This is a genomic window from Streptomyces sp. NPDC053673 (genome assembly GCF_055585225.1).
This window is the reverse complement of sequence record NZ_JBVJKN010000020.1, coordinates 32731-56738: the sequence shown is the minus strand read 5'-3', so window position 1 is coordinate 56738 and position 24008 is coordinate 32731. Positions and strand designations below refer to the sequence as shown.

The 24008-nt window shown below is 71.3% G+C and carries 21 protein-coding genes; 13 read left to right on the top strand and 8 right to left on the bottom strand.

The window, feature by feature from the left end:
• Nucleotides 1–312: 312 nt before the first annotated feature.
• Nucleotides 313–1794, top strand: coding sequence for an MFS transporter (locus ACZ6ZQ_RS25660; protein ID WP_469770857.1), 1482 nt, complete (start codon nucleotides 313–315; stop codon nucleotides 1792–1794).
• Here the strand turns inward: ACZ6ZQ_RS25660 and ACZ6ZQ_RS25655 are convergent.
• On the bottom strand, nucleotides 1772–2386 hold the full coding sequence (locus ACZ6ZQ_RS25655) for a hypothetical protein (RefSeq protein WP_469770856.1): 615 nt from the start codon (nucleotides 2384–2386) through the stop codon (nucleotides 1772–1774). The two genes, ACZ6ZQ_RS25660 and ACZ6ZQ_RS25655, sit on opposite strands and share 23 nt — an antisense overlap.
• A 280-nt stretch (nucleotides 2387–2666) precedes the next feature.
• Here ACZ6ZQ_RS25655 and ACZ6ZQ_RS25650 point away from each other — a divergent pair, with 280 nt between their 5' ends.
• From ACZ6ZQ_RS25650 to ACZ6ZQ_RS25610, 9 genes are all read left to right on the top strand, one after another.
• Nucleotides 2667–3080 carry a DUF3151 domain-containing protein gene (locus ACZ6ZQ_RS25650; protein WP_469770855.1) on the top strand — a complete coding sequence of 138 codons (414 nt, stop codon included), beginning with the start codon at nucleotides 2667–2669 and terminating at the stop codon, nucleotides 3078–3080.
• A gap of 121 nt (nucleotides 3081–3201) precedes the next feature.
• The gene (locus tag ACZ6ZQ_RS25645) at nucleotides 3202–4116 is read left to right on the top strand and encodes a DUF3152 domain-containing protein (RefSeq protein ID WP_469770854.1); all 915 of its coding nucleotides are present in this window, start codon (nucleotides 3202–3204) and stop codon (nucleotides 4114–4116) included.
• A 95-nt stretch (nucleotides 4117–4211) separates the two neighbouring features.
• Nucleotides 4212–5057: a tryptophan 2,3-dioxygenase family protein gene (locus ACZ6ZQ_RS25640; protein WP_469770853.1), complete on the top strand. Its 846-nt coding sequence runs from the start codon at nucleotides 4212–4214 to the stop codon at nucleotides 5055–5057.
• Nucleotides 5050–6273, top strand: a complete 1224-nt coding sequence (gene kynU / locus ACZ6ZQ_RS25635) for a kynureninase (RefSeq protein WP_469770852.1) — start codon at nucleotides 5050–5052, stop codon at nucleotides 6271–6273. The genes ACZ6ZQ_RS25640 and kynU overlap by 8 nt, the downstream gene beginning before the upstream one ends.
• Nucleotides 6274–6454: 181 nt before the next feature.
• A complete protein-coding gene (locus ACZ6ZQ_RS25630) occupies nucleotides 6455–7351 on the top strand; it encodes an alpha/beta hydrolase family protein (RefSeq protein ID WP_469770851.1) in 897 nt (298 codons plus the stop codon).
• Nucleotides 7352–7680: 329 nt separating this feature from the next.
• Nucleotides 7681–8517, top strand: a complete 837-nt coding sequence (locus tag ACZ6ZQ_RS25625) for an NmrA family NAD(P)-binding protein (protein ID WP_469770850.1) — start codon at nucleotides 7681–7683, stop codon at nucleotides 8515–8517.
• An 84-nt stretch (nucleotides 8518–8601) separates the two neighbouring features.
• Nucleotides 8602–9996 (top strand): sensor histidine kinase, encoded by a 1395-nt coding sequence (locus ACZ6ZQ_RS25620; protein WP_469770932.1) that lies wholly within the window; start codon nucleotides 8602–8604, stop codon nucleotides 9994–9996.
• Nucleotides 9993–10652: a response regulator gene (locus tag ACZ6ZQ_RS25615; protein ID WP_469770849.1), complete on the top strand. Its 660-nt coding sequence runs from the start codon at nucleotides 9993–9995 to the stop codon at nucleotides 10650–10652. Before ACZ6ZQ_RS25620 ends, ACZ6ZQ_RS25615 begins: the two co-directional genes overlap by 4 nt.
• 18 nt (nucleotides 10653–10670) lie before the next feature.
• Complete coding sequence (locus tag ACZ6ZQ_RS25610; RefSeq protein WP_469770848.1) at nucleotides 10671–11876, top strand: cytochrome P450; 1206 nt, start codon at nucleotides 10671–10673, stop codon at nucleotides 11874–11876.
• Between the two features lie 144 nt (nucleotides 11877–12020).
• Here the strand turns inward: ACZ6ZQ_RS25610 and ACZ6ZQ_RS25605 are convergent, their stop codons facing one another.
• A complete protein-coding gene (locus ACZ6ZQ_RS25605; RefSeq protein ID WP_469770847.1) occupies nucleotides 12021–13637 on the bottom strand; it encodes an ABC transporter permease in 1617 nt (538 codons plus the stop codon).
• Nucleotides 13634–14581 (bottom strand): ABC transporter ATP-binding protein, encoded by a 948-nt coding sequence (locus ACZ6ZQ_RS25600; RefSeq protein WP_469770846.1) that lies wholly within the window; start codon nucleotides 14579–14581, stop codon nucleotides 13634–13636. The genes ACZ6ZQ_RS25605 and ACZ6ZQ_RS25600 overlap by 4 nt, the downstream gene beginning before the upstream one ends.
• Before the next feature lie 206 nt (nucleotides 14582–14787).
• Here ACZ6ZQ_RS25600 and ACZ6ZQ_RS25595 point away from each other — a divergent pair, with 206 nt between their 5' ends.
• The gene (locus ACZ6ZQ_RS25595) at nucleotides 14788–15198 is read left to right on the top strand and encodes a GbsR/MarR family transcriptional regulator (protein WP_469770931.1); all 411 of its coding nucleotides are present in this window, start codon (nucleotides 14788–14790) and stop codon (nucleotides 15196–15198) included.
• Between the two features lie 154 nt (nucleotides 15199–15352).
• Here the strand turns inward: ACZ6ZQ_RS25595 and ACZ6ZQ_RS25590 are convergent, their stop codons facing one another.
• The gene (locus ACZ6ZQ_RS25590) at nucleotides 15353–16162 is read right to left on the bottom strand and encodes a diacylglycerol kinase catalytic domain-containing protein (RefSeq protein WP_469770845.1); all 810 of its coding nucleotides are present in this window, start codon (nucleotides 16160–16162) and stop codon (nucleotides 15353–15355) included.
• 143 nt (nucleotides 16163–16305) lie between these two features.
• Here ACZ6ZQ_RS25590 and ACZ6ZQ_RS25585 point away from each other — a divergent pair, with 143 nt between their 5' ends.
• A complete protein-coding gene (locus tag ACZ6ZQ_RS25585; protein ID WP_469770844.1) occupies nucleotides 16306–17589 on the top strand; it encodes an adenylosuccinate synthase in 1284 nt (427 codons plus the stop codon).
• A 216-nt stretch (nucleotides 17590–17805) separates the two neighbouring features.
• Here ACZ6ZQ_RS25585 and ACZ6ZQ_RS25580 read toward each other — a convergent pair whose 3' ends face one another.
• A complete protein-coding gene (locus ACZ6ZQ_RS25580; protein ID WP_469770843.1) occupies nucleotides 17806–19347 on the bottom strand; it encodes a substrate-binding domain-containing protein in 1542 nt (513 codons plus the stop codon).
• A gap of 247 nt (nucleotides 19348–19594) precedes the next feature.
• Between ACZ6ZQ_RS25580 and ACZ6ZQ_RS25575 the strand changes: the two genes are divergently transcribed.
• Complete coding sequence (locus ACZ6ZQ_RS25575) at nucleotides 19595–20491, top strand: glycoside hydrolase family 19 protein (RefSeq protein WP_469770842.1); 897 nt, start codon at nucleotides 19595–19597, stop codon at nucleotides 20489–20491.
• A gap of 122 nt (nucleotides 20492–20613) precedes the next feature.
• On the opposite strand, the gene ACZ6ZQ_RS25570 is transcribed toward ACZ6ZQ_RS25575, so the two are convergent.
• From ACZ6ZQ_RS25570 to ACZ6ZQ_RS25560, 3 genes are all read right to left on the bottom strand, one after another.
• Nucleotides 20614–21330 carry a hypothetical protein gene (locus ACZ6ZQ_RS25570; protein WP_469770841.1) on the bottom strand — a complete coding sequence of 239 codons (717 nt, stop codon included), beginning with the start codon at nucleotides 21328–21330 and terminating at the stop codon, nucleotides 20614–20616.
• Between the two features lie 256 nt (nucleotides 21331–21586).
• The gene (locus ACZ6ZQ_RS25565; protein ID WP_469770840.1) at nucleotides 21587–22708 is read right to left on the bottom strand and encodes a PP2C family protein-serine/threonine phosphatase; all 1122 of its coding nucleotides are present in this window, start codon (nucleotides 22706–22708) and stop codon (nucleotides 21587–21589) included.
• Nucleotides 22709–22820: 112 nt separating this feature from the next.
• The gene (locus ACZ6ZQ_RS25560; protein WP_469770839.1) at nucleotides 22821–23777 is read right to left on the bottom strand and encodes a MerR family DNA-binding transcriptional regulator; all 957 of its coding nucleotides are present in this window, start codon (nucleotides 23775–23777) and stop codon (nucleotides 22821–22823) included.
• Nucleotides 23778–24008: the final 231 nt, after the last annotated feature.

Sequence of the window (24008 nt, the reverse complement as noted above, 5' to 3'; positions counted from 1 at the left end):
TCTGCGCACGGTGGCGCCGGGCCCCGAAGCGGTCCGGCGCCGCGGGGGGCTTCTTGTGTACCCGGTGTACCCGGTACCGACGGGTGGGCTTCATACGTACCCGGTACCGACGGGTGGGCCGGGGTGTCCGTCCTCAATCTCCCCCTACGCCCTGCGGCGTGGGGGAACCCCCGGACGGGCTTGATGTGGGCCGTAGCGCGTGCTTGTCCCGGGAGCCGTCCGCGGCCGCGGACGGGCTTGATGTGGGCTGCGGACGGGACTGAGGTGGGCGGCCGGGTCGCCACGGGGCCTGGGGGAGACGATGATCCCCCTATGGACATCAGGCTCGCGTCGGCCACGGGGCGGTGGGTGGTCCTGACGACCGTCCTCGGGTCCAGCATGGCCATGCTCGACTCGACCGTAGTCAACGTGGCCCTGCCTCACATCGGCGACGACCTCGGCGCCGACCTGGCCGCGCTGCAGTGGACCGTCAACGCGTACACGCTGACGCTCGCCGGGCTGATTCTGCTCGGTGGGGCGCTCGGGGACCGGTACGGGCGGCGGCGGGTGTTCGTCATCGGCGTCGTGTGGTTCGCGCTGGCCTCGCTGGCGTGCGGGCTGGCGCCCGACGCGATCACGCTGATCATCGCGCGTGCCCTGCAAGGCGTCGGCGGGGCGCTGCTCACGCCGGGGTCGCTGGCGCTGATCCAGGCGAGCTTCCATCCGGACGACCGGGCGCGGGCCGTGGGCCTGTGGTCCGGATTCGGGGGCATCGGCGCGGCGATCGGGCCGTTCGTCGGCGGATGGCTGGTCGACGGCCCCGGCTGGCGCTGGGTGTTTCTGCTGAACGTGCCGTTGGCCGCGCTCTGCGTACCCGTGGCGCTGCGGCACGTTCCCGAATCGCGTGATCCACATGCGCACGGCCGCTTCGACGTGCTCGGCGCGGTGCTCGGCGCGGTGAGCCTGGGGCTCGTGACGTATGGGCTGATCGACGTGTCGCTGTGGACCGGGCTCGCCGGCGTCGTCGTCGGTGCCGCCTTCGTGGTCGTCGAGCGCCGCCGCCGCGACCCGATGGTGCCGCCGTCGATCTTCGCGTCCCGGCAGTTCACGGCCGTCAACGTGGTGACCGTGTGCGTGTACGCCGCGTTCAGCGGGTTCTTCTTCCTCGCGGCGCTGCAACTCCAGGTCGTCTCCGGCTACTCGGCCCTCGCGGCGGGCACCGCCCTGCTCCCCACCACGGTGCTGATGCTGCTGCTCTCCGCGCGCTCGGGCGAGCTCGGGGAGCGGATCGGCCCGCGCATCCCGCTCACCGTCGGCCCGCTGCTGTGCGCGGCCGGGATGCTGCTGATGCTGCGCGTCGGTGCCGACGCCTCGTACGTCGCCGACGTGCTACCCGCGGTGCTGGTGCTCGGCCTCGGCATGGTGACCCTGGTGGCGCCGCTGACCGCGACCGTCCTGGCGTCCGTGGACACCGCGCAGGCCGGCATCGCCAGTGGCATCAACAACGCCGCGGCCCGCGCGGCGGGACTGCTCGCGGTGGCCGCGCTGCCGCTGCTCGCCGGGACGGGGCCGGAGGCGTACCGGATCCCGGAGGAGTTCGCGGCGACCTTCCGGCGGGCGATGCCGATATGCGCGGGTCTGCTGGTGCTGGGCGCGGCGATCGCGTGGGCGACCGTACGGCGGCCGTCCCCGACCTGCCGGCACCCCGAGTGCAAGGTCCACTGCGGGGTAGGGGCTCCGCCGCTGGAACCGGCGCAGCCGGAGGGCGAGCAGGACGCGTCGGACGAGTCGGCTACGGGCGGTCGATCTGGTTGAAGATCCAGATGAGGTCGTCGCCCGCCGTCTGGTAGTGGAAGACCAGCCGTTTGCGCTGCTCCGCGGAGAGCTGGTCGTAGCGCCGGAAGAGCTCGCCGACCGTCATCGCCCTGCGGGTGCCGGGCGGGACGAACGGGGCCGTGACCGTGATGTGCGCGGCGTCCTCGACGCCCATGGCGTGGTACGTCCCGGTCGGCACCCACACGGCGTCCTCCGGCCCGTCGCCGTCACGGCACTCGAAGTGGCCCTCGCGCACGCTGAGGTCGATCGCATTGCCCTGGCCGCGGCCGCCGACCTGGAGATACGGGCCGTGGTCGGTGGCGCAGAGGTCGCCGTCGTACGGGAAACCGTCCGAGCCGCCCGCCGGGGCCTCCTGGGACGGCGGCGCCGGGGCCGTGGGACGGCCGGGCTCCTCGCCCGAGCCGCCAGGCCCGGTGCCGCCCGAGCCGGTCCCGCCACTTCCCGAACCACCGGTGCCTGAACCCGATCCGGAGCCGTTCGGCGCGGACGGGCCCGGCGCGGCCCCGGACGCGCCGGGTGACGACGGCCGGGACGCCGACGGGGACGAAGACGGCGCCGCGGAACCGGTCACCGACGGCGAAGCCGGGGGCGAGGGTGAGGAGGGAGGGGATGAACTCGCCACTGCGGGCGGCGAAGGCGGCACCGGCGCGCCCCGGTCCGGCCCGTGTCGCTCCCCGCAACCGGTGAGCACCGTCAGCGCCACCGCACCCATGAGCGCGAGAACCCGGCCCCGTCGCACAGAAACGCCCCCGTCCCCCGCTCCCCGTTCACGGTCGTGAGGATGATGCCCGCCGTCCCGACAACCCGCACCGACTCCTCTGATTCCACACCGACCTGTGACACTTGAACCCATGACCATCCACGAGAACCTGCTGGGGGGACCGCCCCCCACCCACCTGCCGGACGACCCGGAGCCGCGGGAGCTGCTCGCGACCGGCACGGCACCCGCCGATGTCGCCGCGAAGTACCCGACCTCCTCGCTGGCCTGGGCCCAGCTCGCCGACGACGCGTTCGAGGCCGGCCGCGTCGTCGAGTCGTACGCATATGCCCGGACGGGCTACCACCGTGGCCTCGACGCGCTGCGCCGCAGCGGCTGGAAGGGGCACGGTCCGGTGCCGTGGGAGCACGAGCCGAACCGCGGCTTCCTGCGCGCCCTGCACGCTCTTGCCCGCGCCGCGCAGGCGATCGGTGAGCAGGCCGAGTACGAGCGCTGCACGACGTTCCTGCGGGACTCGTCCCAGACGGCGGCGGACATGCTGAAGTGACGGATTTCCCTTCTGCGACGGGCGGGCACCCTTTCCGGTGCCCGCCCGTTGGCGTCATGTGCGTGCCATAAGATCTCGCACGGACCGTCGAACAGGCCATCGAAAAGCTCGGGGGGAATACGTGGGCAAGCGTTCAGCGGGCCGGAAACGACCCCGCTTACTCCTGCTCGGCGCCGCGCTGGTCGCCGTGTCCCTCGGCGCGGGTGCGGCCGTCGCCCACTGGGAGAGGACCGCGGCGGTTCCGCTGTCCGAGGCCCTGCTGCCCGCCGCCCCGGACCTGACGCCCGCTCCCCGGCCGACGCCCCCCGCGGGCCCGCCCGCGCCCACAGCCCGCCCCGGCAGCCCGTCCGGAGCCACCGGCGGCAGCAGCAGCGCCGGGGCGGCCCCCGACGCCCCGGCCAAGCCCTCCACCCCACCGCCGCGGAAGCCGACGTCCCCCGCCGCCGTGCCCGTGTCGGGCGCCGGTACGTTCACCACCGCCCGGTCCTCCGGCAGCCCGGTCGGCTCGGGCCCGCTGCGCCGCTACCGGGTCGAGGTCGAGAACGGTATCGACGTGGTCCCCGGCGCGAGCGTCTCGCCGGCCGACGCCGCAGCCGAGATCGAGCAGATCCTCGCCCACCCCCGCTCCTGGGCGGCGCACGGCCGAGGCTCCTTCCAGCTGGTCTCCGCCGGTGCCGAGGCCGATTTCGTCATCCGTATCGCCACCCCGGACACCGCCGACGAGCTCTGTCTCGCCGAGGGGCTGAACACCGGCGGCCAGCTGAACTGCGAAACCACCGACGGCGTCGTGGTCAATCTGCGGCGCTGGGTGCTCGGGTCGCCGACGTTCGCCGGGCCGCCCTCCGAGTACCGGCATCTGATCATCAACCACGAGGTCGGTCACGAGATCGGCATCCGGGACCACATGGGCTGCCCGGGCACGGGCGAGCCGGCCCCGGTGATGATGCAGCAGATCAAGGGCCTGAAGGGCTGCGTGTCCAATGCCTGGCCGTACGACAGTGACGGAAGCTACATCACAGGCCCTGCCATCCTCTGAACTGCGGATTATGATGCCCGCAGGGGACCGGAGCTCCGAGACCACCAACGGAAAGGGGCGGACCGCTACCCGGACACCCGTATCAGGAGACAGCGATGTCGCAGTATCCCGATGCCTCCGGAGCCGGTTCGGTCACCCCGAATCTCGACTTCGCGGGCACCACCCCGTACGAGGACTATGTCCAGGCGGACGTCCTCACCCATCTCCAGCACCCCCTCTCCGACGATCCCGGAGAAATGGTCTTCCTGGTCACCACCCAGGTGATGGAGCTGTGGTTCACCGTCATCGTGCATGAGTGGGAGACCGCCTCCCAGGCTCTGCGCCGCGACGACCTGCCCGTCGCGATGGACGCCCTGAAGCGTTCCGTGCGAGAGCTGGACGCGCTGAACGCCTCGTGGCGGCCGCTCGCGCAGCTCACCCCCATGCAGTTCAACGCGTACCGCAGCGCGCTCGGCGAGGGCTCCGGCTTCCAGTCCGCCATGTACCGGCGTATGGAGTTCCTGCTGGGCGAGAAGTCCGCGTCGATGCTGGTCCCGCACCGCGCCGCCCCGCGTGTCCACGCCGAGCTGGAGAAGGCCCTGCAGGAGCCGAGCCTCTACGACGAGGTGCTCCGGCTGCTCGCCCGCCGTGGGCTGCCCGTGCCGGACGCGGTCCTCGACCGTGATCCCTCGCAGCGCTACGAGCCGTCGCGCGAGGTCGAGGCGGTCTGGGCCGCCGTGTACGCCACCGACGACCAGGACAGCGAACTGGTACGGCTCGGCGAGGCGTTGACCGACGTCGGCGAACTGGTGTGGCGCTGGCGCAACGACCATCTCGTCGCCACCCGGCGGGCCATGGGCGCCAAGGCGGGCACCGGCGGCTCGGCGGGCGTCGCCTGGCTGGAGAAGCGGGCCGCCAAGAACGTGTTCCCCGAGCTGTGGACTGCGAGGAGCCATGTCTGACGTGTCGACGGACCTCGCGGAGAAGGCGGCGGCGCTGGACGCCGCGGACGAACTCGCCAAGCCGCGCGAGCTGTTCGCGCTCGACGAGGGCACGGTGTACCTGGACGGGAACTCGCTCGGCGCGCTGCCGCGCCACGTCCCGGACCGGCTGGCCGACGTCATCACCCGGGAGTGGGGCGAGCTGCGCATACGCTCCTGGGGCGAGAGCGGCTGGTGGACCGCGCCCGAGCGGATCGGCGACCGGATCGCGCCGCTCGTCGGCGCGGCACCCGGCCAGATCGTGGTCGGCGACTCGACCAGCGTCAACGTCTTCAAGGCGCTGGTCGCGGCGGTCCGGATGGCCCCGGACGACAGGGAAGAGATCGTCGTCGACGCGACGACCTTTCCGACGGACGGGTACATCGCCGAGTCCGCGGCCCGGCTGACCGGCCGCCGTCTCGTGCCCGTCACCCCGGCGGAGCTGCCCGCCGCGCTCGGCCCCCGCACGGCCGTCGCGCTGGTCAACCACGTCGACTACCGCACCGGCCGGCTGCACGATCTGCCGGCGCTCACCGCGGCCGTGCACGAGGCGGGCGCCCTGGCCGTCTGGGACCTGTGCCACAGCGCGGGCGCGCTGCCCGTCGGGCTCGACGCGCATGGCGTGGACCTCGCGGTCGGCTGTACGTACAAGTACCTGAACGGAGGCCCGGGTTCACCGGCGTATCTGTACGTCGCCGAGCGCCACCAGGGCCGGTTCGACTCGCCGCTGCCCGGCTGGAACTCGCACGCGGATCCGTTCGCCATGACTCCTGGGTTCGCGGCGGCGGACGGGGCTCTGCGGGGCCGGGTCGGTACGCCCGACATCCTGTCGATGCTGGCACTGGAGGCGGCCCTGGACGTGTGGGACGGGGTCGCGGTGGAGAAGGTACGGGCCAAGTCGCTCGCCCTCACCGACTTCTTCCTGGAGTGCGTGCAGGCGTACGTACCGGACGGGAGGGTCAGCCCGCTCACGCCGGCGGCGCACGCCGAACGGGGCAGTCAGGTGGCGCTGTCCTGCCCGGACGCGCCCGCCGTCATGGAGGCCCTGATCGCGCGGGGAGTGGTCGGCGATCTGCGCCGCCCCGACGTGCTGCGGTTCGGGTTCACTCCGCTGTATGTCGGATTCGCGGACACCGAGCGCGCGGCACGCATCCTCGCGGAGGTGCTCGCGGAGGTTCCTGCCTCGCCGCGCGGCTGATCGCAGGGGGCCGGGCGGGACTTTCGCAGCACGCCCCAGGAGCCTGTCCGGTGGATCTTGCGGGCAGCCTGATCCACCGGACAGGCCCCAGGCCCTGTCCAGCCGATCGGGCCGGACCGGGCCTGGTACCGTCCCCGCTGGTCAGGCCAATTCGGCCCCCTCACCGAAAGGTTGGAGCAGCATGCCGGACTCCGCCGCCGCCCGCGACGCCGCCGAGGAAGCCTCGGCCCTGTCGCATCCGGCCGTTGCCCCTGACGCCTCGGCCTCGTACGGCGAACACCCCGACCAGGTCGTCGACTTCTACGCGCCGCGCGACGGCCGGGACCGGGCGCCGCTCGTGGTGGTGCTGCACGGCGGGGCGTGGCGGGCGCCGTACGACCGGCAGCACATCACCCCGTTCGCGGACTTCCTGGCACGGCGCGGTTTCGCCGTGGCCAATGTGGAGTACCGCAGGGGCAGCTCGCTGCCCCAGCAGCGGGACGGTGGCGACGCGGCCGGCGAGGGCGGTGGTGCGGTCGCGGGCCGCTGGCCGGAGACCTTCGACGACGTCGCCGCCGCGCTCGACGCGCTGCCCGAGCTGACCCGTACGGCGCTGCCACAGGCCGATCCGAGCCGGATGGTCGTCACCGGCCACTCGGCGGGCGGACATCTCGCGCTCTGGGCGGCCGCCCGGCATGTCCTGCCCGCCGACGCGCCGTGGCGGCTGCCGGCACCACGGCTGCTGCGCGGTGTCGTCGCGCTCGCCCCGATCGCGGATCTCGGCCGGGCGGCCGAGCTGTCCGTGTGCGACGGTGCGGTGTACCAGCTCCTCGGCGGTGAGCAGGGATACGAGGAGCGGGCAGGGCACGCGGACCCGGCGCTGCTGCTGCCGACCGGTATCGCGACGACCGTCGTCCAGGGCCGGGAGGACACCGTCGTCCCCCAGGCCGTCGCCGAGGCGTACGTCGACGCGGCGGCGAAGGCGGGCGAGACGGTCGGGCTCACGCTGCTGGAGGACGTCGGCCACTTCCCGCTGATCGATCCGGCGGCGGACGCGTGCGCGGTGGTGGCGGAGGAGATCGCCCAGCTCGCCTGGTGAGACACCCGGGGCTCCGCCCCAGGGAGTGTCTTCAAAGCAGCGTCGTCCGCCCGAAGGGCGGGCCCGGCGGCGTCTGGTGCTGGGGGCACCTCCCGTGCCCGAAGGGCTACGGGGGAGATCGCAAGGCGGAGGAAGGAGTCCATGCGGAGCATCGGCGACTGACGACAACGCAGCGTGGGGGCACCTCCCGTGCCCGAAGGGCTACGGGGGCGTGCGTGCCAGGCGTCGCCGGGCAGACGGGACTTTGAAGACACGACCTGGCCCCGTCCGGGAACGCATCAGAGCCTTGCGGACAGAAGCTGACCGCAAGGCTCTCTACCGTCGTCCCCATGACGAACACCCAGAAGGTCCTTGTCACCGGAGCCACCGGAACCGTCGGCCGCCAGGTCGTCGCCGAACTGCTCGACCGCGGCCACGCGGTCCGCGCCCTCACCCGGGACGCCACCAAGGCCGCGTTCCCCGACGGCGTGGAGGTCTTCCAGGGCGACCTCACCGACCCCGCGACCCTGGTCCCCGCCCTGGAAGGGGTCACCGGCCTGCATCTGATCACCTTCGGCGGGGCGTACTTCGCCCCGCTGGAGACCGGGCCGCAGATCCTCCGGCAGGCCCACGCGGCCGGCGTCCGCCGGGTCACCGTGCTGCACGGCGGCGGACCCTCCCCGCTGGAGGACGCGGTACGCGCCGACGAGGGCCTGGACTGGACGGTGCTCATGCCGGTCGAGTTCATGGGCAACGCCCTGGAGTGGGCGGACGGCGTCCTGGCCTCGGGCGAGGTCCGCGAGCCGTTCACCGGCCGGCTCAGCGCCATGGTCCACGAAGGCGACATCGGGGCCGTCGCCGCGGTGGCGCTCACCGAGGAGGGCCACGGAGGCCAGGAGTACGTGATCACCGGCCCCGAGCTGCTCACCGTGGGCGACAAGGTGTCGATCCTCGCGGCAGCCCGGGGCAAGGACATCGCGCTTGTCGAGCTGACCCCCGAGCAGGCCGTCGAGCAGTGGCGTGCGGCGGGCCGACCCGAGGACGTGATCGGCTTCCTGCTGGAGGCGTACGGGAACACCCCGGAGGTGGGCCGCACCGTCGCCGGCACCGTGGAGAAGGTCACCGGCCGCCCGGCCCGTACCTTCGCCCGCTGGGCGGCGGAGCACGCGGCCGCGTTCGGGGCCTGACCAGGGCGGATCCGTGTAGTACCTGGGACGGACGTGGAAGAATCCGCATCACAGGTGACGACCGCGTCCGTCCCCGCCCGTACCTTGGCTGCCGTGACCGATTCGCAGAGCACGCAGCGCATACCGCGCTCACCGCGCACCGACGCCGAGAGTCGCAGCCCCGAGTTCCGCCTGGCCATGGGCGCGCTCGGTGGTCTGCGGCAGGACCTCTTCCACGACGCTTTCGCCTACCGTCCGATGGCGCCGATGGCGGCCGACGGACCGGTGACCCGCCTGCTGCCCGAGCGGATACGCCAGTACGTGGGCTGGACCCCGCACGCTCTCATCGTGGCCGTCGCCCTGCTGGTCCTGCTCGGGGGTACGGCCACGGCGGGTATGTTCGGCCTCGGCGCGCTCGTCATCGCCGCGGGCCCCGCGGCCACAGTGCTGATGACGCTGGTCCGCCCGGTGCTGGCGTTCTGGGTCTCGCTCGCCGCCACGTTCGTCTTCTCGGTCTTCGCCAACCCGTGGGACGACTACCCCTGGTCGGGCGTCACGTTCGCCGCGCATCTCGCCGTCCTCGTCTTCGTAGCGGCGCGCACCCGGCCGCGCACCGCCTTCTGGATGTGGCTGCTGACGGGGGCGTACGGAGTCGTCACCGAGGGCGCTCTGAGCGAGCAGTACGGCGGCACCACCGCTCCCCTGCTGGTCCTCTCGGCCGTCATCCTGCTGGTCGTCGCCCTGTTCCAGGTCCGCCGCGAGGCACGACAGGAGGTCGCTGTCCAGCAGAGCGTCACCGCCGTCGAGCGCGACCGCCGCACGCTGCTGGAGGAGCGCACCACCATCGCCCGCGAGCTGCACGACGTGGTCGCCCACCACATGTCGGTCGTCGCGATCCAGGCGGAGGCCGCGCCGTACCGGGTGGAGAACCCGCCGCCGGAGCTGGAGCAGGCCTTCGCCACGATCCGCGAGAACGCGGTGGCCGCGCTCACCGAACTGCGCCGTGTCCTCGGTGTCGTACGCGCGGAGGACTACGAGGCGCCCGACGCGCCGCAGCCGACGCTCGCCGACCTCGACGGGCTGATCGGCAACGTCCGCGACACCGGCCTCGACGTCGAACTCGCGATCACGGGCGCGGTGCGCCAACTTCCGCAGGGCGTCGAGCTGTCGGCGTACCGGATCATCCAGGAGGCGCTGAGCAACGCGCTGCGCCACGCACCCGGCGCGCCCGCGAAGGTCGAGGTCTCGTACGTCCTCGGCGGCCTGGGCCTGCGGATCGTCAACGGCCCGGCGCGGGGCCTGGTCAATCCCGCCCGTCACCCGGCCGCCACCCCTCAACGAGGGCTTCGCCCGCACCTCTCGATGGGTGCGGGTCACGGCATCACCGGCATGCGCGAGCGTGTGACCATGCTGAACGGCGAGATGACCGCGGAGCCGACGGAGGACGGCGGCTACGAGGTCGCCGCGTTCCTCCCCGTCACGAAGGAGGAGACCGCATGACCATCCGGGTTCTGATCGTCGACGACCAGATGATGGTCCGCGAGGGCTTCTCCGTCCTGCTGAACGCCATGCCCGACATCGAGGTCGTCGGCGAGGCGGTCAACGGCCGGGAGGCGATCGCGCAGGTCACCGCCCTGCATCCGGACGTCGTCCTGATGGACATCCGGATGCCCGAGCTCAACGGCATCGAGGCGACCCGCGAGATCGTCGCGGCCGACGCCGACGCGAAGGTGCTGGTCCTGACGACCTTCGATCTCGACGAGTACGTGTACCAGGCGCTGCGCGCCGGGGCCTCCGGCTTCCTGCTCAAGGACGCGTCGGCGCGGCAGCTCGCGGACGGGGTACGCGTGGTGGCGGCGGGCGAGGCGCTTCTCGCGCCGACGGTCACACGCCGCCTGATCACCGAGTTCTCCCGTATCTCCACGGCCCCGCGGCCCCCGGCGCTGGCGCAGATCGGCGATCTGACCGAGCGCGAGACGGAGGTCCTGGTCCTCATCGCGCAGGGCCTGTCGAACGCGGAGATCGCCTCCCACCTCGTCGTCGCCGAGTCCACGATCAAGACGCACGTCAGCCGCATCCTGGTGAAGCTGGGGCTGCGGGACCGTACGCAGGCGGCGGTGTTCGCGTACGAGGCGAGGCTGGTCACGCCGGGGTAGCCGGGCTAGCGTCCGCACATGGCCGAACTCTTCCAGCCCTGGTCGCCCGCCTTCGTCGCCGACCCCTACCCCGCGTACGCGGAGCTGCGTGCCCGGGGGCGGGTGCACTGGTTCGAGCCGACGCGGCAGTGGCTGGTGCCGCACCACGCCGACGTGTCGGCGCTGCTGCGGGACCGCCGTCTGGGCCGTACCTATCTGCACCGCTTCACGCACGAGGAGTTCGGGCGGACGCCCCCGCCGGCCGCGCACGAGCCGTTCCACACGCTCAACGACAACGGCCTGCTCGATCTCGAGGCGCCGGCCCACACCCGAATCCGGCGGCTGGTGACGAAGGCCTTCACGCCGCGTACGGTCGAGGCGCTCGCGCCGACCGTGCGGCGGCTCGCGGCCGGGCTGGTGGGCGAGCTGGTGAAGGCGGGCGGTGGCGATCTCCTCGCGGACGTCGCCGAGCCACTGCCGGTGGCCGTCATCGCGGAGATGCTGGGGATTCCGGAGGCGGACCGGGGGCTGCTGCGGCCCTGGTCGGCGGACATCTGCGGGATGTACGAGCTGAACCCGTCGGAGGAGAGCGCGGCGCGGGCCGTCCGCGCGTCGCTCGAATTCTCCGCGTATCTGAGGAAGTTGATCGCCGAGCGGCGCAAGGCCCCGGGCGAGGACCTGATCTCCGCGCTGATTGCCGCGTACGAGGAGGGCGACAGGCTCAGCGAGCAGGAGATGATCTCCACGTGCGTGCTGCTGCTGAACGCCGGCCATGAGGCGACCGTCAACACCACCGCGAACGGCTGGTGGATGCTGCTGCGCCACCCCGGGCAGCTCGCCGCCCTCCGTGCCGACCACACGATGCTGTCCACAGCTGTGGAAGAACTGATGCGGTACGACACCCCGCTGCAGATGTTCGAGCGCTGGGTACTCGACGACATCGAGATCGGCGGCACCGTCGTCCCGCGCGGCTCGGAACTGGCCCTCCTCTTCGGCTCCGCCAACCGCGACCCGGCCCGCTTCGAGCGCCCCGACGAGCTGGACCTGTCCCGCCCCGACAACCCGCACATCACCTTCGGCGCCGGCATCCACTACTGCCTGGGTGCTCCGCTCGCCCGCATCGAACTGGCGGCGTCTTTCGGGGAGCTGCTGCGCGAGGCACCGACGATGCGGTTGGCGGCGGAGCCGGAGTGGAGGCCGGGGTATGTGATCCGGGGGGTGCGGGAGCTGCGCGTGGAGCTGTGACCGGGGCGCCGCCCCGCCCCCCCGCGCCTGCCGAAGGCCGTACGGGGTCTGGGGAGCGTGCCCCCAGACCCCGTCGCGGGCGCGTCGCGGTCAGGTCGCGGCGTCGCAGGCCCGCCGGGCCCCGCCGGGGGGGGCGTGCCGTGGTCAGGTCGTCAGGTCGCGGCGTCGCAGGCCCGCCAGGCCCGCCGTCACCAGGGCGGCGGCCAGCGCCGTCAGCACCAGCACCGGGGCCCAGCGCATCTCGGGACCCGGCAGCGACGGCAGGTGCTCGAACGGCGACAGGTTCAGCACCGCCTGCGGCAGGTCCAGCGCCGGGCCGATCCACCCGAGCCCCAGAGAGAGGCCCGCCGCCGCCCACGCGGCCACCACCGCCTTCGGGAAGGCGCCGTGCAGCAGCACCGCGACACCCCCCAGCGTCCAGATCGCCGGGAGCTGCACCAGACAGGCGCCCAGGACCGGGCCGAGGTCCTGCCCGTAGCCGATGGCCAGACCCGCACCGGCGAGCAGCATCATCAGCGCCGCCCCGCCGAAGGCGATGAGCAGATGGCCCGCCGCCCACCGCACGCGTCCCACCGCGGCGGCCAGCAGCGGCTCGGCGCGCTGCCCGGTCTCCTCGCCGTGCAGCCGCAGCACCGACTGCACGATGTACAGCGCGGTCACCATGCCGAGCATGCCGACCATGCCCGCGAGGAAGGCGTTGGTGAGTCCCGACTGCCCGCCCATCCGCTCGACGATCTCGCGGGTCCGCTCGGAGCCGCCGACCAGTTCGGTCGCGCCTTCGGTGATCGCGCCGAACATGACGCCGGTGGCCAGCAGGCCGCTGCCCCAGCCGAGCACGCTGCCGCGCTGCAGCCGCCAGGCGAGGCCGCCGGCCGTGGCGATGCGCCCGGCGGCGGGACCCGGGCGGGTCGGCAGGAAGCTCATGCCGATGTCACGCCGCCCGGCCAGGCTGAACGCCACGGCGCCCTGCACCACGACCGCCCCGGCGAACAACAGCAGGATCCACCAGCGTTCGTCGGCGAAGGAGCGCAGGTTCTCGGCCCAGCCGACCGGCGACAGCCAGGTCAGCACGGACGAGCCGTCGTTGGTCCCGGCGTCGCCCGCGGCCCGCAGCACGAAGGCGAATCCGAGCACGGCGGCGGTCAGGCCCTTGGCCAGCCGCGCGCTCTCGGTGAGCTGCGCGACGATCCCTGCCATGGTGGCGAAGAGCATGCCGGCGCCACCGACGGCGAGCCCGAGCGCCAGCGCGCCGGCTCCTCCCTCGCCCCGCAGACCGGCCGCGATGACCAGTGCCAGCGCCGCGTTGGCGATGAGCGCGGTGAGCAGCGCCGCGGTCAGGGGGGCGCGTCGCCCCACCACCGCCGAGGACAGGAGCTCCTGACGCCCCGTCTCCTCCTCCTCGCGGGTGTGCCGGATCACGATGATCAGGCTCATGATGCCGGCCAGCAGTGCGCCGAAGGTGACGTAGCGCCAGGCGACGATGCCGCCGACCGAGTCGCTGAAGGCCGGACCGTACACGGCGCGCAGCGAGCCGTTGCCGGCCATGGTGCTGACGACATCGGCCCGGTCGGCGGCGGTGGCGTAGAGGGTCTTGAGGGAGCTCGGGGCGCCGGCGATCACGCCGCCGGTCACGAGCACCCAGACGGGCAGCATGATCCGGTCGCGGCGCAGCGCGAGCCGCAGGAGCGCCCCCGTGCCGGCCAGCGGTCGTGAGCCGCCGGCCCGCCGGGCGAACGCCGCGGTCCGTGCGACGGCGGTCATCGTGACATCGCCTCTTCCGCGTCCACCGCGTCCACCGCGCGTACGTCGTCCTGGTAGTGGCGGAGGAACAGCTCCTCCAGGGTCGGCGGGGTGCTGGTCAGCGACCGCACGCCCGACTCGGACAGTGTCTTCAGGACTGCGTCCAGCTTGTCCGTGTCGACCTGGAGCCGGACGCGCTTGCCCTGACCCCTCTCAATTGTCTGAATGGCCAGGTCGTGCACGCCGGGCAGACGGGCGAGCCCGTTGGGTGCGCCCACGAGCTCGGCGCTCACGCTCGTACGGGTGAGATGGCGCAGATCGGCGAGCGAGCCGGTCTCCACGGTGACGCCCTTGCGGATGATGCTGACCCGGTCGCACAGCGCCTCGACCTCGCTCAGCACATGGCTGGAGAGCAGGACGGTCCGGCCGCGGTCGCGCTCCTCGGCGACGCACTGCTGGAAGACTTCCTCCATCAGCGGGTCGAGTCCGCTCGTCGGCTCGTCGAGGATGAGCAGTTGGGCGTCGGACGCGAAGGCGGCGACCAGGGCGACCTTCTGCCGGTTGCCCTTGGAGTACGTACGTCCCTTCTTGGTGGGGTCCAGCTCGAAGCGCTCGATCAGCCGGTTCCGCCGCTGCTTGTCCAGTCCCCCGCGGAGCCTGCCGTAGAGGTCGATGACCTCGCCGCCGGAGAGATTGCGCCAGAGGGTCACGTCGCCGGGGACGTACGCGATCTGCCGGTGCAGCTCGACCGCGTCCTTCCAAGGGTCCTTGCCGAGCAGCTGGGCGGCGCCGGAGTCGGCGCGCAGCAGTCCCAGCAGGACCCGGATGGCGGTGGACTTCCCGGCGCCGTTGGGGCCGAGGAAGCCGTGGACCTCACCGGTCTCGACCGTGAGGTCGAGGCCGTCCAGTGCGTGGGTACGCCCGAACGACTTGTGCAGTCCGGCGACCGTGATTGCCTTCGTCATGATTCTGAACGTACGCTAGATTCACAAAGTTGTGAAGTTAAGGAAGCGTATAAACTCGGGACAGGGTCGTGAGCAGCGGAGAGGATTCGGTGGTGACCGGACAGACCGAGTACGGGCAGGACGAGCGGGACGAGCGGGGTGGGCGGGACGCGGCGGCGGTCTCCGACTTCGTCGAACGCTTCGCCGCGCAGCTCGTCGAGGCAGGCATGACCCGGATGCCGGCTCGTGTCTTCGCCGCCCTGCTCGCCTCCGACTCCGGCACCCTGACCGCGGCCGAGCTCGGCGAACGACTCCAGGTCAGCCCCGCCGCGGTCTCCGGCGCGGTGCGCTATCTGGCGCAGCAGCACATGGTCTCGCGGGAGCGCGAGCCCGGCTCGCGGCGCGAGCGCTACCGCGTACACAGCAACCAGTGGTACGAGGCGATGACCAGCCGTGACGCGGTCCTGAAGCGCTGGTCGGACGCACTGCGCGAGGGCGTCGTCAGCCTCGGCCCCGACACCCCGGCCGGGCGCCGGATGGCGGAGACCGTCGCGTTCTTCGACTTCATCCAGGACGAGCTGGCCGGGATGATGGAGCGCTGGCGCGAGCACCGCGAGCGGACCTTCGGCGCGTCCTGACGGCTCCGGCGAGGCCGGCGATTCCGGCCCGTCCGGTCGCCGGCCACGGCCCGCTCGAAGCCGCGCCGGACCGTATGGATCCGGGAGGCGTGACTGTGGACACGGCCGAAGGCCGTACGCCCCGAACTACCCCGGGTGCCCCGGCTAGCCCGAACTACCCCGGCAGCGTCAGCGACCACGCCTTCGGCCGCAGCGTCCACGTCCGGTGCCTGACCGGGCCCGTGATCAGCGCGTCCGCGCGGTAGCGGAAGTCCGTGCCCGAGACCGTGACGACCTTCGCCAGCGTGCGCAGCGGCTCGGCCGCCGCGTGGCGGTGGACGGTCACCTCCGCGGCCCCCTCGGCCGCGCGTACCCGTACGTCCTCCACCGGATCGTCCAGGTCGCTCAGCACCACCCCGTCCGCCTCCACCCGCAGCCGGTGCGCGCGCACGGCGGACGGGGCGGGCGGCACCTGGCGGACGAGCGTACGGACCAGGGAGCGGCAGGTGTGCCACACCGAGCCCGCGGGCGCCGCCGGTACCGCGGCCGCCGACGAGGCCGGGATGCGCAGGTCCCCCAGCACCACCCCGTCGCTGTCGTCGACGAGCAGATCCAGATGGTGCGCCGCCCCGTCGAGAACCGTCCGTGCGGCCGCCACCGCACCGGTCGGCACGCCGAGCGTGCGCGCGAGCTCCACGGACGTGCCGATGCCGACCGGGACGAGCGACAGCGCCTCGTCCGCGAGCTCGCGGGCCCGGTGCAGCAGAGCGACCGCACGCAGCAGCGCACGGTCGTCACCGACCACGACAAGCCGCCGCGAACCCCTTCTGGCCATGGCCCGGGAAAATTCCTCGGGCCCGTCGGGCAGGCAGATTTTCGCCGCCGACCCGGCACACAACACATCCTTCACGATCCGAACGGACTCGCCGTCGATACGGCGGGCGACCGGGTCGATGACCACCAGGAGCTGGTCGTGAGCCGACACCTCGGTCCTTCCTCGGGTAGCATCTTTGTGCAAGAGCCCCTTGCGCTATTGCGCCAGGGGCTTCGTCTATTCCGGGGCACACCGGGTTGGCGGCTCAGGCCCCCTGACCTTGGACATGCCCCGCCCGGAAGGGGTGTACGCCTGTGCCCGCACTTGTGCTGCTCGGTGCTCAGTGGGGTGACGAAGGCAAGGGAAAGGCCACCGACCTCCTCGGTGGGTCTGTTGATTACGTGGTGCGTTACCAGGGCGGTAACAATGCCGGCCACACGGTTGTCGTCGGCGACCAGAAGTATGCGCTCCACCTCCTCCCTTCCGGAATCCTCTCGCCGGGGTGCACCCCGGTCATCGGCAACGGAGTCGTCGTCGACCCGGCGGTCCTGCTCTCCGAGCTGAGCGGGCTGAACGAGCGCGGCGTCGATACGTCCAAGCTCCTGATCAGCGGTAATGCCCATCTGATCACCCCGTACAACGTCACCCTCGACAAGGTGACGGAACGGTTCCTCGGTAAGCGCAAGATCGGCACGACCGGCCGCGGAATCGGCCCGACGTACGCCGACAAGATCAACCGCGTCGGCATCCGCGTCCAGGACCTCTACGACGAGTCGATCCTGGCCCAGAAGGTCGAGGCGGCGCTGGAGAACAAGAACCAGCTCCTCGCCAAGGTCTTCAACCGCCGCGCGATCGAGGCGGACCGGATCGTCGAGGAGATGCTCCAGTACGCGGAGCAGATCAAGCCGTACGTCGCCGACACCACGCTGATCCTGAACAACGCCATCGACGACGGCAAGGTCGTCCTCTTCGAGGGCGGCCAGGGCACGCTCCTCGACGTCGACCACGGCACGTACCCCTTCGTCACCTCCTCGAACCCGACCGCGGGCGGCGCCTGCACGGGCGCGGGCGTGGGCCCGACGAAGATCAGCCGTGTCATCGGCATCCTCAAGGCGTACACGACCCGCGTCGGCGCCGGCCCGTTCCCGACGGAGCTCTTCGACGACGACGGCGAGGCGCTGCGCCGCATCGGCGGGGAGCGCGGAGTCACCACCGGCCGCGACCGCCGCTGCGGCTGGTTCGACGCGGTCATCGCCCGCTACGCGACCCGCGTCAACGGCCTGACCGACTTCTTCCTCACCAAGCTGGACGTGCTGACCGGCTGGGAGCAGATCCCGGTCTGTGTCGCGTACGAGATCGACGGCAAGCGCGTCGAGGAGCTGCCGTACTCGCAGACCGACTTCCACCACGCGAAGCCGGTGTACGAGTACCTGCCGGGCTGGTCCGAGGACATCACCAAGGCCAAGACCTTCGCCGACCTGCCGAAGAACGCGCAGGGCTATGTGAAGGCGCTGGAGGAGATGTCCGGCGCGCCGATCTCGGCGATCGGTGTCGGCCCGGGCCGTACCGAGACGATCGAGATCAACTCCTTCCTGTAGCGCGCACGGGGTACAGGGGACATACGAGGCGGCCTGTGGGACAGCGTTCCCGCAGGCCGCTTCTGCTTTCCACCTTCACACTCGCTTCCAGTGCCGCTCTCGCACCACCGGCGGGCGCGCTGCCCGCGTTCGGGGCCGGCGGCCGGCCGAGGGGCACACTCTTCCCGCACCTCGAACACCGCCTGTCCTGCGGCTGACCCACCGCGACCGCCCGCGTCAGTCCTCCCCGCACACCCGCAGCCCCTTCGGCGTCGCACACGGCAGATGCCCGTGCGTGCTGATGACGTCCTGCCCGCTGCCCAGCCTCATGTAGCCGAGGAAGCTGGAGGCCAGCGAGTCGGCCGGCGGCTGGCCGTAGGTGTACGCGTACTCGATCTCCCGGTACGGGTACGCGCTCGTGCCGATCGTCTCGACCGACGGGGGCTCGCCGTCGATGTCGACGCGGTGGGCGCCCTTCAGGCCCGTGCCGCCGCGCAGTTCGCTGTAGCCGATGGCGCCCGGGAGCTTGGCCACGGTGGTCAGGACCTGTTCCGTGCTGTCGAGTTCGCAGCGGACGACCTTCGACTCCGGGTCGTCGGTGTGCACGCAGTCGCGGGAGGAGTTGGCGGGCTCGTTGCGGCTGAGGACGCGGCGCTGGAAGACCTCGCGGGTCCCGGAGTTGGCGTCGCGGCTGACCAGCAGGATGCGCAGGTTCGTCCTGCCGTCGAGTTGCTTCCAGTTGGTGATCTCGCCGCGGTAGATCCTGCGGATGTCGTCGAGGGGCAGGTTCCGCACCGGCACCTTCTCGTTGACGACGAGCGCGAAGGCGGAGACGGCGACCCGGTTCTCGCGCAGCTGCGGGAAGCCGCCCGGCTTGGGCCCGTCGGACAGGGCGATCACAGCCGGGGAGCCCTTCTCCGTCCGCTCACCCTTGTCGGCGAGGTCCCGTATCCCGGCCGCGCTGCCGTGGGCGTCCACGGTGATCTTCGAGCCCTCGCAGTCCTTCTGGTACTTCTTCGCCAACTCCCGTACGACGGGAGCGAAGGCGGTCGACCCGGTGATGGTCAGCTCGCCCTTGGCGCAGCCGATCGGCGGCCGGGTGTCGTCCCGTACAACGATGATCGTGGCGAGCGCGACGACGCAGAGGGTCAGCAGCACGGTGACGTTACGGGCCGCTCTGCTGAAGAGCGGGGGCTTGTCGTCGGGCAGGACGGCGCGGTTGGGCATCACCTCGCCGTCCCGGATGCCGCCGGTGATCCTCACCTCGCAGCCGACCGGGCCGCCGGAGAGCAGCACCAGCAGCTTGTAGTGCTCGCCGCGGTTGAGCGGGACGCGGGGGATGTAGATGGTGTTGCCGACGAACCGCAGTCCGGCGGCGGGGGTGAAGTGCTCGGCGAGATGCTCCGCGCCGGACGGCTGGGTCACTGCGAGGCCGCGGACGAAGCGGTCGGTGAAATCCACTGTGAGGCCGTGCAGTTCACGGCCGGTGTAATCGGAGTCGCCGATGCTCTGGGAGCCGTCGTTCTCGATGCGCAGGAGGACGAGCGTCCCGTCGGACATGTCCGGCGTCTCGTTGAACAGCCCGAGCCGGATGTTGGACCGGACGTTGGGACGGCCGTTGCGCGCATTGCTGCCGATCGGGGTGTCCAGCTGGATGCGGTAACCGATCCGTTTCCTGGTCGGCACGCGGCGCTCGTACCAGAGCACGGCGACGGAGGCCAGGACACCGAGCACGGCAGTACCGACAGCCACGACGTTCTCTGCGCTCACCCACTCCACGGAGAGTCACCGTACGTGCGTGCGAAGTGAGTGTGGCCGGATGGACCGTTCCGTCGGCCGATGTTCGTCGCCCGTTCAGACGCTGTCGGCGTCAACCCGGTCTGGGTGCCGGCCTTCGCCTTTCGACAATCATGGTCTAGACCCTTGACAGGTCCAGACCATTCCCGGTTCAGTGCTGTCGCACCCCCGCGGCACTTCCAGCACGGCGTTACCACCCCAACACCCCCCACACGGAAGGCTGATAACGTTGTCTCGACGCATAACGGCTTTGCTCGCCGCCATCGTTGCGATCCTCGGACTCGCGGTGTTCCTGCCCGCCTCCACCGCCGCGGCGGCGGACTGCGCCACCGCCTGGAACTCGTCCTCCGTCTACACCGGCGGCATGGTCGCCTCCCACAACGGCCGCAACTGGCAGGCCAAGTGGTGGACCCAGGGCGAGACGCCCGGCACCACCGGCGAATGGGGCGTCTGGGCCGACCAGGGCTCCTGCGGCGGCGGTGGCGGCAATCCGGACCCGGACCCCTCGGGCTTCGTCGTCAGCGAGGCGCAGTTCAACCAGATGTTCCCGAACCGGAATTCGTTCTACACGTACCGTGGCCTGACCGCGGCCATGAGCGCGTACCCCGCCTTCGCCAACACCGGCAGTGACACGGTGAAGAAGCAGGAGGCCGCGGCCTTCCTCGCGAACGTCGCGCATGAGACGGGCGGCCTGGTCCACATCGTCGAGCAGAACACCGCGAACTACCCGCACTACTGCGACCGGAGCCAGCCCTACGGCTGTCCGGCCGGCCAGGCCGCGTACTACGGCCGCGGCCCGATACAGCTCAGCTGGAACTTCAACTACAAGGCCGCGGGCGACGCACTCGGCATCGACCTGCTGGGCAACCCCTGGCGCGTGGAGCAGGACGCGGCCGTCTCCTGGAAGACCGGCCTCTGGTACTGGAACACGCAGAACGGCCCCGGCACGATGACGGGCCACAACGCGATGGTCAACCAGGCCGGCTTCGGCCAGACCATCCGCTCGATCAACGGTTCGCTGGAGTGCGACGGCAAGAACCCGGCGCAGGTCCAGAGCCGCGTGAACAACTACCAGCGGTTCACGCAGATCCTTGGAGTGGCGCCGGGCGGCAACCTGTACTGCTGATCCCCGCGATCCCAGCTGATCCACGCTGATTCCCGACGGACGGGGACGGGGGTGGTACGGCGTCGGCCGGACCACCCCCGCTCAGCGAGTGAGCTGCGCGCGCGGTGCGTGTCCCTACGTCATCAGGGCGAGCAGAACGCGGCTGCGGCGATATTTCCGGCGGCGCCGGTCGGGTTGTCGCCGACGATGGTCCAGCTGTCTCCAGGGGTATTGGTCGTGGACTGGTCGGAGCCGCCCGGGATGACCCCGAAGGAGGAGGCCCAACCGCCGGAGATCGCTGTCTGGCCGAGCGGACAAACGGCCGTGCTGGAATTGGAACCCCCCGCAGGCACAGCGACGAATGGTCCCTCTACTCGAGTGACGTCGATGGAGCCTGTAGCTCCCGTGTCGCCCGTCGGGCCCGTGTCGCCTGTGGGCCCGGTGTCGCCTGTGGGCCCGGTGTCGCCCGTCGGGCCTGGGTCACCGGTGGGGCCGGTGTCGCCGGTCGGGCCCGTGTCGCCAGTGGGGCCGGTGTCGCCTGTGGGCCCGGTCGGCCCTGTGGGACCCGTCGGGCCTGTCGCTCCCTTCTTGCACTTGTCCTTGTCGCCGCCGGACGAGTTCACAACGGTCATCAGGCTGTCGTGGAGCGGCCAGTCCACGCACCTGTCGTCTCCGCCGCTCGCGCGGCTCGACGCGCTCACCCGTTCACCCATGCCCTGAGCTGCGGCCGTGGCAGCGAAAGGGCTCACCAGCCCGGCGGTCAGGACCAGCGCGAGCGAGGCGATCGTGCCGCTGGTCATCCACTTGTCCCGACGGGGAAGCGGTCCCAGCGGGACCCTGGTCCTGTTGTCGGATCTCATGTATTTCTCCTCGGATCGATCGGTTTGCAAGTCCTTGTCCGGACCCAAGGGCGAGCTTGGTCCGCACGAATCCGATCGACCGTCACGCTGGGCCGGAAACACGCCGATTGTCAGTAAGCCGGACTAATTGATGACGTGCGAGGACGGACTTCAGTCGTCGAGGACCGTCAGGGCCGGCCCCCGCAGCCGCTCCGCGTCGGCATGGAGTCGGGGCCCGGGCCGGCGCCCGGGCCCCGATTACTGATAGGCGCGGCCATCACCGGTCAACGAGGATCATCGCCACATCGTCCGCCAAGTGCCCCTCGGCGTGGCGGATCAATGCCTGGTGCAGCTCGTCCAGGAACTCCGACGGGGTGGTGCTTGCGCGTATCCCCTCCATGGTCTCGGGCAGGGCGAAGAACTCGTCGTCGCGGTTGCGGGCTTCGATCACGCCGTCGGTGTACAGCAGCAGACGGTCGCCGGGTACGAACGGATAGCTCTCGGCCTTGGCGGGAGGGCCGCCGACGAGGCCTTCCAGGCCGAGCGGCGGCAGTGGCGAGGCGGGCATCAGGGCCTGGGTCCTGCCCCGGTGCAGGACCAGTGGAGGCGGATGGCCACGGTTGAAGAGCTGCACCACGGGTTCGTCCGTCACCTGGGCGATGAGCGCGGTGGTGAATCCCTCCATCAGGACTTCCGGGGGGTACGTACCCGGGACGTCGAGCTCCCGTCGCAACGCGGCCGCGCAGTGGTTCATGACCTCCACCAGGTCGTCCTCGTAGTGCGCGGCCTCGCGAAACGCGCCGAGCGCCACCCCGACCGCGCGCATGGCGGACAGCCCCTTGCCCCGGACGTCCCCCACGATCAGCCGGACGCCGTACCGCGTCTCCACGGCCTCGTACAGATCACCGCCGACCTGTGCTTCCGTTCCGGCTGCGAGGCACATGCTCGCCGTCCGCACCGGACCCAGCCGCAGGGGTACGGGCCGCAGTACGACCTCCTGTGCTGCCACGGCGATCCGGCGAACCTGGTCGAGCTCGCTCTGCCTGCGCGCCTGCACGGCGCTGCTCATGATGAATCCGGCCACGGACACCAGGGCCAGAGCCAGGAAGTTCGTGTAGACCTGCAGGGTGCCCCAGGCCTGGTTGTACGTGGCGGTGGCCACGCTGACCGCCAATGCGAGAGCCGCCGCCGCGGCGGTGCCCTTGGGGCCCATCGTCACCGCGGCCAGCGCAGGCATCGCGGTGAGAAGGGGGCCCGTATAGATGAAGTGCGCGGGCGTGAACTCGATGACCAGAATGGCCAGCGCGATCGCGAACGGCACGCACTTCGCCAGCGTGAAGAGGACCCGGCTGTGACCGCCCGCTCCTGGTCGAGGAGGTGAGCGGAAGAGCGACCTCATGGATACAGCGTGCCTCGCCGCAGTCGAGTACTCCACTCAGTGCTCTTGTGCCTCCCGGGGGCCCGGAAGCGTTGGCCTGCCGGCCCCGCCGCCGGTCTCCGACATGGCCTGGTTACGCGGGGTTGTCCTGCAGCCACTCGAGTACCTGTCGGGCGTGCTCGTTCGGCGGAAAGACCGGATAGAAGGCGTGCTCGATCACGCCGTCACGGATGACAAGGGTGATGCGCTTGTAGAGGAGCACCCCGCCGAATTCGAAGGTGGGCAGGCCCAGCATGGCGGCAAGCCGGAAGCCGGTGTCGGAGAGTATCGAGAAGGGGAGCCGCAGCCGGTCGACCACCTCCTTCTGGTAGGCGGTGTCCTGGCTGGACAGGCCGAACACGTGGGCTACGCCGACGGCGGTGAGGTCGTCATGGTGATTGCGGAAGTCGCATGCCTCGGCGGTGCACCCTCGCGCTCCGGGGATGTTGTCCCAGCCTTCGGGCAGGTCTGTGTCGGGGCGGCCGGTGAGCGGGTAGCAGTAGACGATCGACCGGCCCCCGCCCAGGGCATGCAGTGCGACGGTGTCGTCCGCGGTGCTGGGCAGCTCGATGTCCGGCACCTGCCGGCCTGGGAGATGAGCGGCCGCGCCGTCGTCTTCGGGGACAGGCAGATCCGCGGGGAGCTGGGGCAGGTGGCTCACTGTGTTCCCTTCAGCACCGGGCCGGTCGGCGCGGCTGTTGCGATAGGCGGCATCGTGCAGATGCCGGACCAGCACCGCTCGACGGGCGGTGAGTGCCTCGATCCGCAGGGTCAGGTCGTCAATGGCTTCGCGGTAGCCGGCCAGTGAGGACGGGCAGTCGTCCGCGTGCTCCCGGCCGTCGGCCAGGCATTCGAGGAACGGACGTGTCCGCTCGACCGGAATCCCCAACTGGTTCAGCTCCCGGGCTTCGCGCACCATCCGGGCTTCGCGTTCGGAGTAGTCGCGGTAGCCGTTGGCGAGCCGAGCGGGAGTGATCAGCCCCAACGACTCGTAATAGCGAACCGCCTTCGTCGTCACACCCGCGCGTCGAGCGACTTCACTGATCATCATGTTGCGATCAACCTAAACCTTTCCCCCAGGGGCAACGTCAAGTCGCATCGGCACTTCAAGGTCGCTCAAGGAGACGCCGGCGGAAGGCCGTTCTCTCGGCGTCCCCCGGATGCGGCCGTGCCGTTGCAAGCCCGAGGCCAGGCGTCACCCTGAGGGGTGAACGAGGCGAACGGGAACGGGGGTGGTCGTACAGCGTGCGCCGCCCCCGTTTCGCGTGAACTCGCAGGTCGG

Excerpts from the sequence above, each read along its gene's own strand:
- ACZ6ZQ_RS25660 (WP_469770857.1), top strand. The coding sequence starts at position 313 with ATGGACATCAGGCTCGCGTCGGCCACGGGGCGGTGGGTGGTCCTGACG.
- ACZ6ZQ_RS25650 (WP_469770855.1), top strand. The coding sequence starts at position 2,667 with ATGACCATCCACGAGAACCTGCTGGGGGGACCGCCCCCCACCCACCTG.
- ACZ6ZQ_RS25640 (WP_469770853.1), top strand. The coding sequence starts at position 4,212 with ATGTCGCAGTATCCCGATGCCTCCGGAGCCGGTTCGGTCACCCCGAAT.
- kynU (WP_469770852.1), top strand. The coding sequence starts at position 5,050 with ATGTCTGACGTGTCGACGGACCTCGCGGAGAAGGCGGCGGCGCTGGAC.
- ACZ6ZQ_RS25630 (WP_469770851.1), top strand. The coding sequence starts at position 6,455 with ATGCCGGACTCCGCCGCCGCCCGCGACGCCGCCGAGGAAGCCTCGGCC.
- ACZ6ZQ_RS25625 (WP_469770850.1), top strand. The coding sequence starts at position 7,681 with ATGACGAACACCCAGAAGGTCCTTGTCACCGGAGCCACCGGAACCGTC.
- ACZ6ZQ_RS25615 (WP_469770849.1), top strand. The coding sequence starts at position 9,993 with ATGACCATCCGGGTTCTGATCGTCGACGACCAGATGATGGTCCGCGAG.
- ACZ6ZQ_RS25610 (WP_469770848.1), top strand. The coding sequence starts at position 10,671 with ATGGCCGAACTCTTCCAGCCCTGGTCGCCCGCCTTCGTCGCCGACCCC.
- ACZ6ZQ_RS25605 (WP_469770847.1), bottom strand. The coding sequence starts at position 13,637 with ATGACCGCCGTCGCACGGACCGCGGCGTTCGCCCGGCGGGCCGGCGGC.
- ACZ6ZQ_RS25600 (WP_469770846.1), bottom strand. The coding sequence starts at position 14,581 with ATGACGAAGGCAATCACGGTCGCCGGACTGCACAAGTCGTTCGGGCGT.
- ACZ6ZQ_RS25595 (WP_469770931.1), top strand. The coding sequence starts at position 14,788 with ATGACCCGGATGCCGGCTCGTGTCTTCGCCGCCCTGCTCGCCTCCGAC.
- ACZ6ZQ_RS25570 (WP_469770841.1), bottom strand. The coding sequence starts at position 21,330 with ATGAGATCCGACAACAGGACCAGGGTCCCGCTGGGACCGCTTCCCCGT.
- ACZ6ZQ_RS25565 (WP_469770840.1), bottom strand. The coding sequence starts at position 22,708 with ATGAGGTCGCTCTTCCGCTCACCTCCTCGACCAGGAGCGGGCGGTCAC.
- ACZ6ZQ_RS25560 (WP_469770839.1), bottom strand. The coding sequence starts at position 23,777 with ATGATGATCAGTGAAGTCGCTCGACGCGCGGGTGTGACGACGAAGGCG.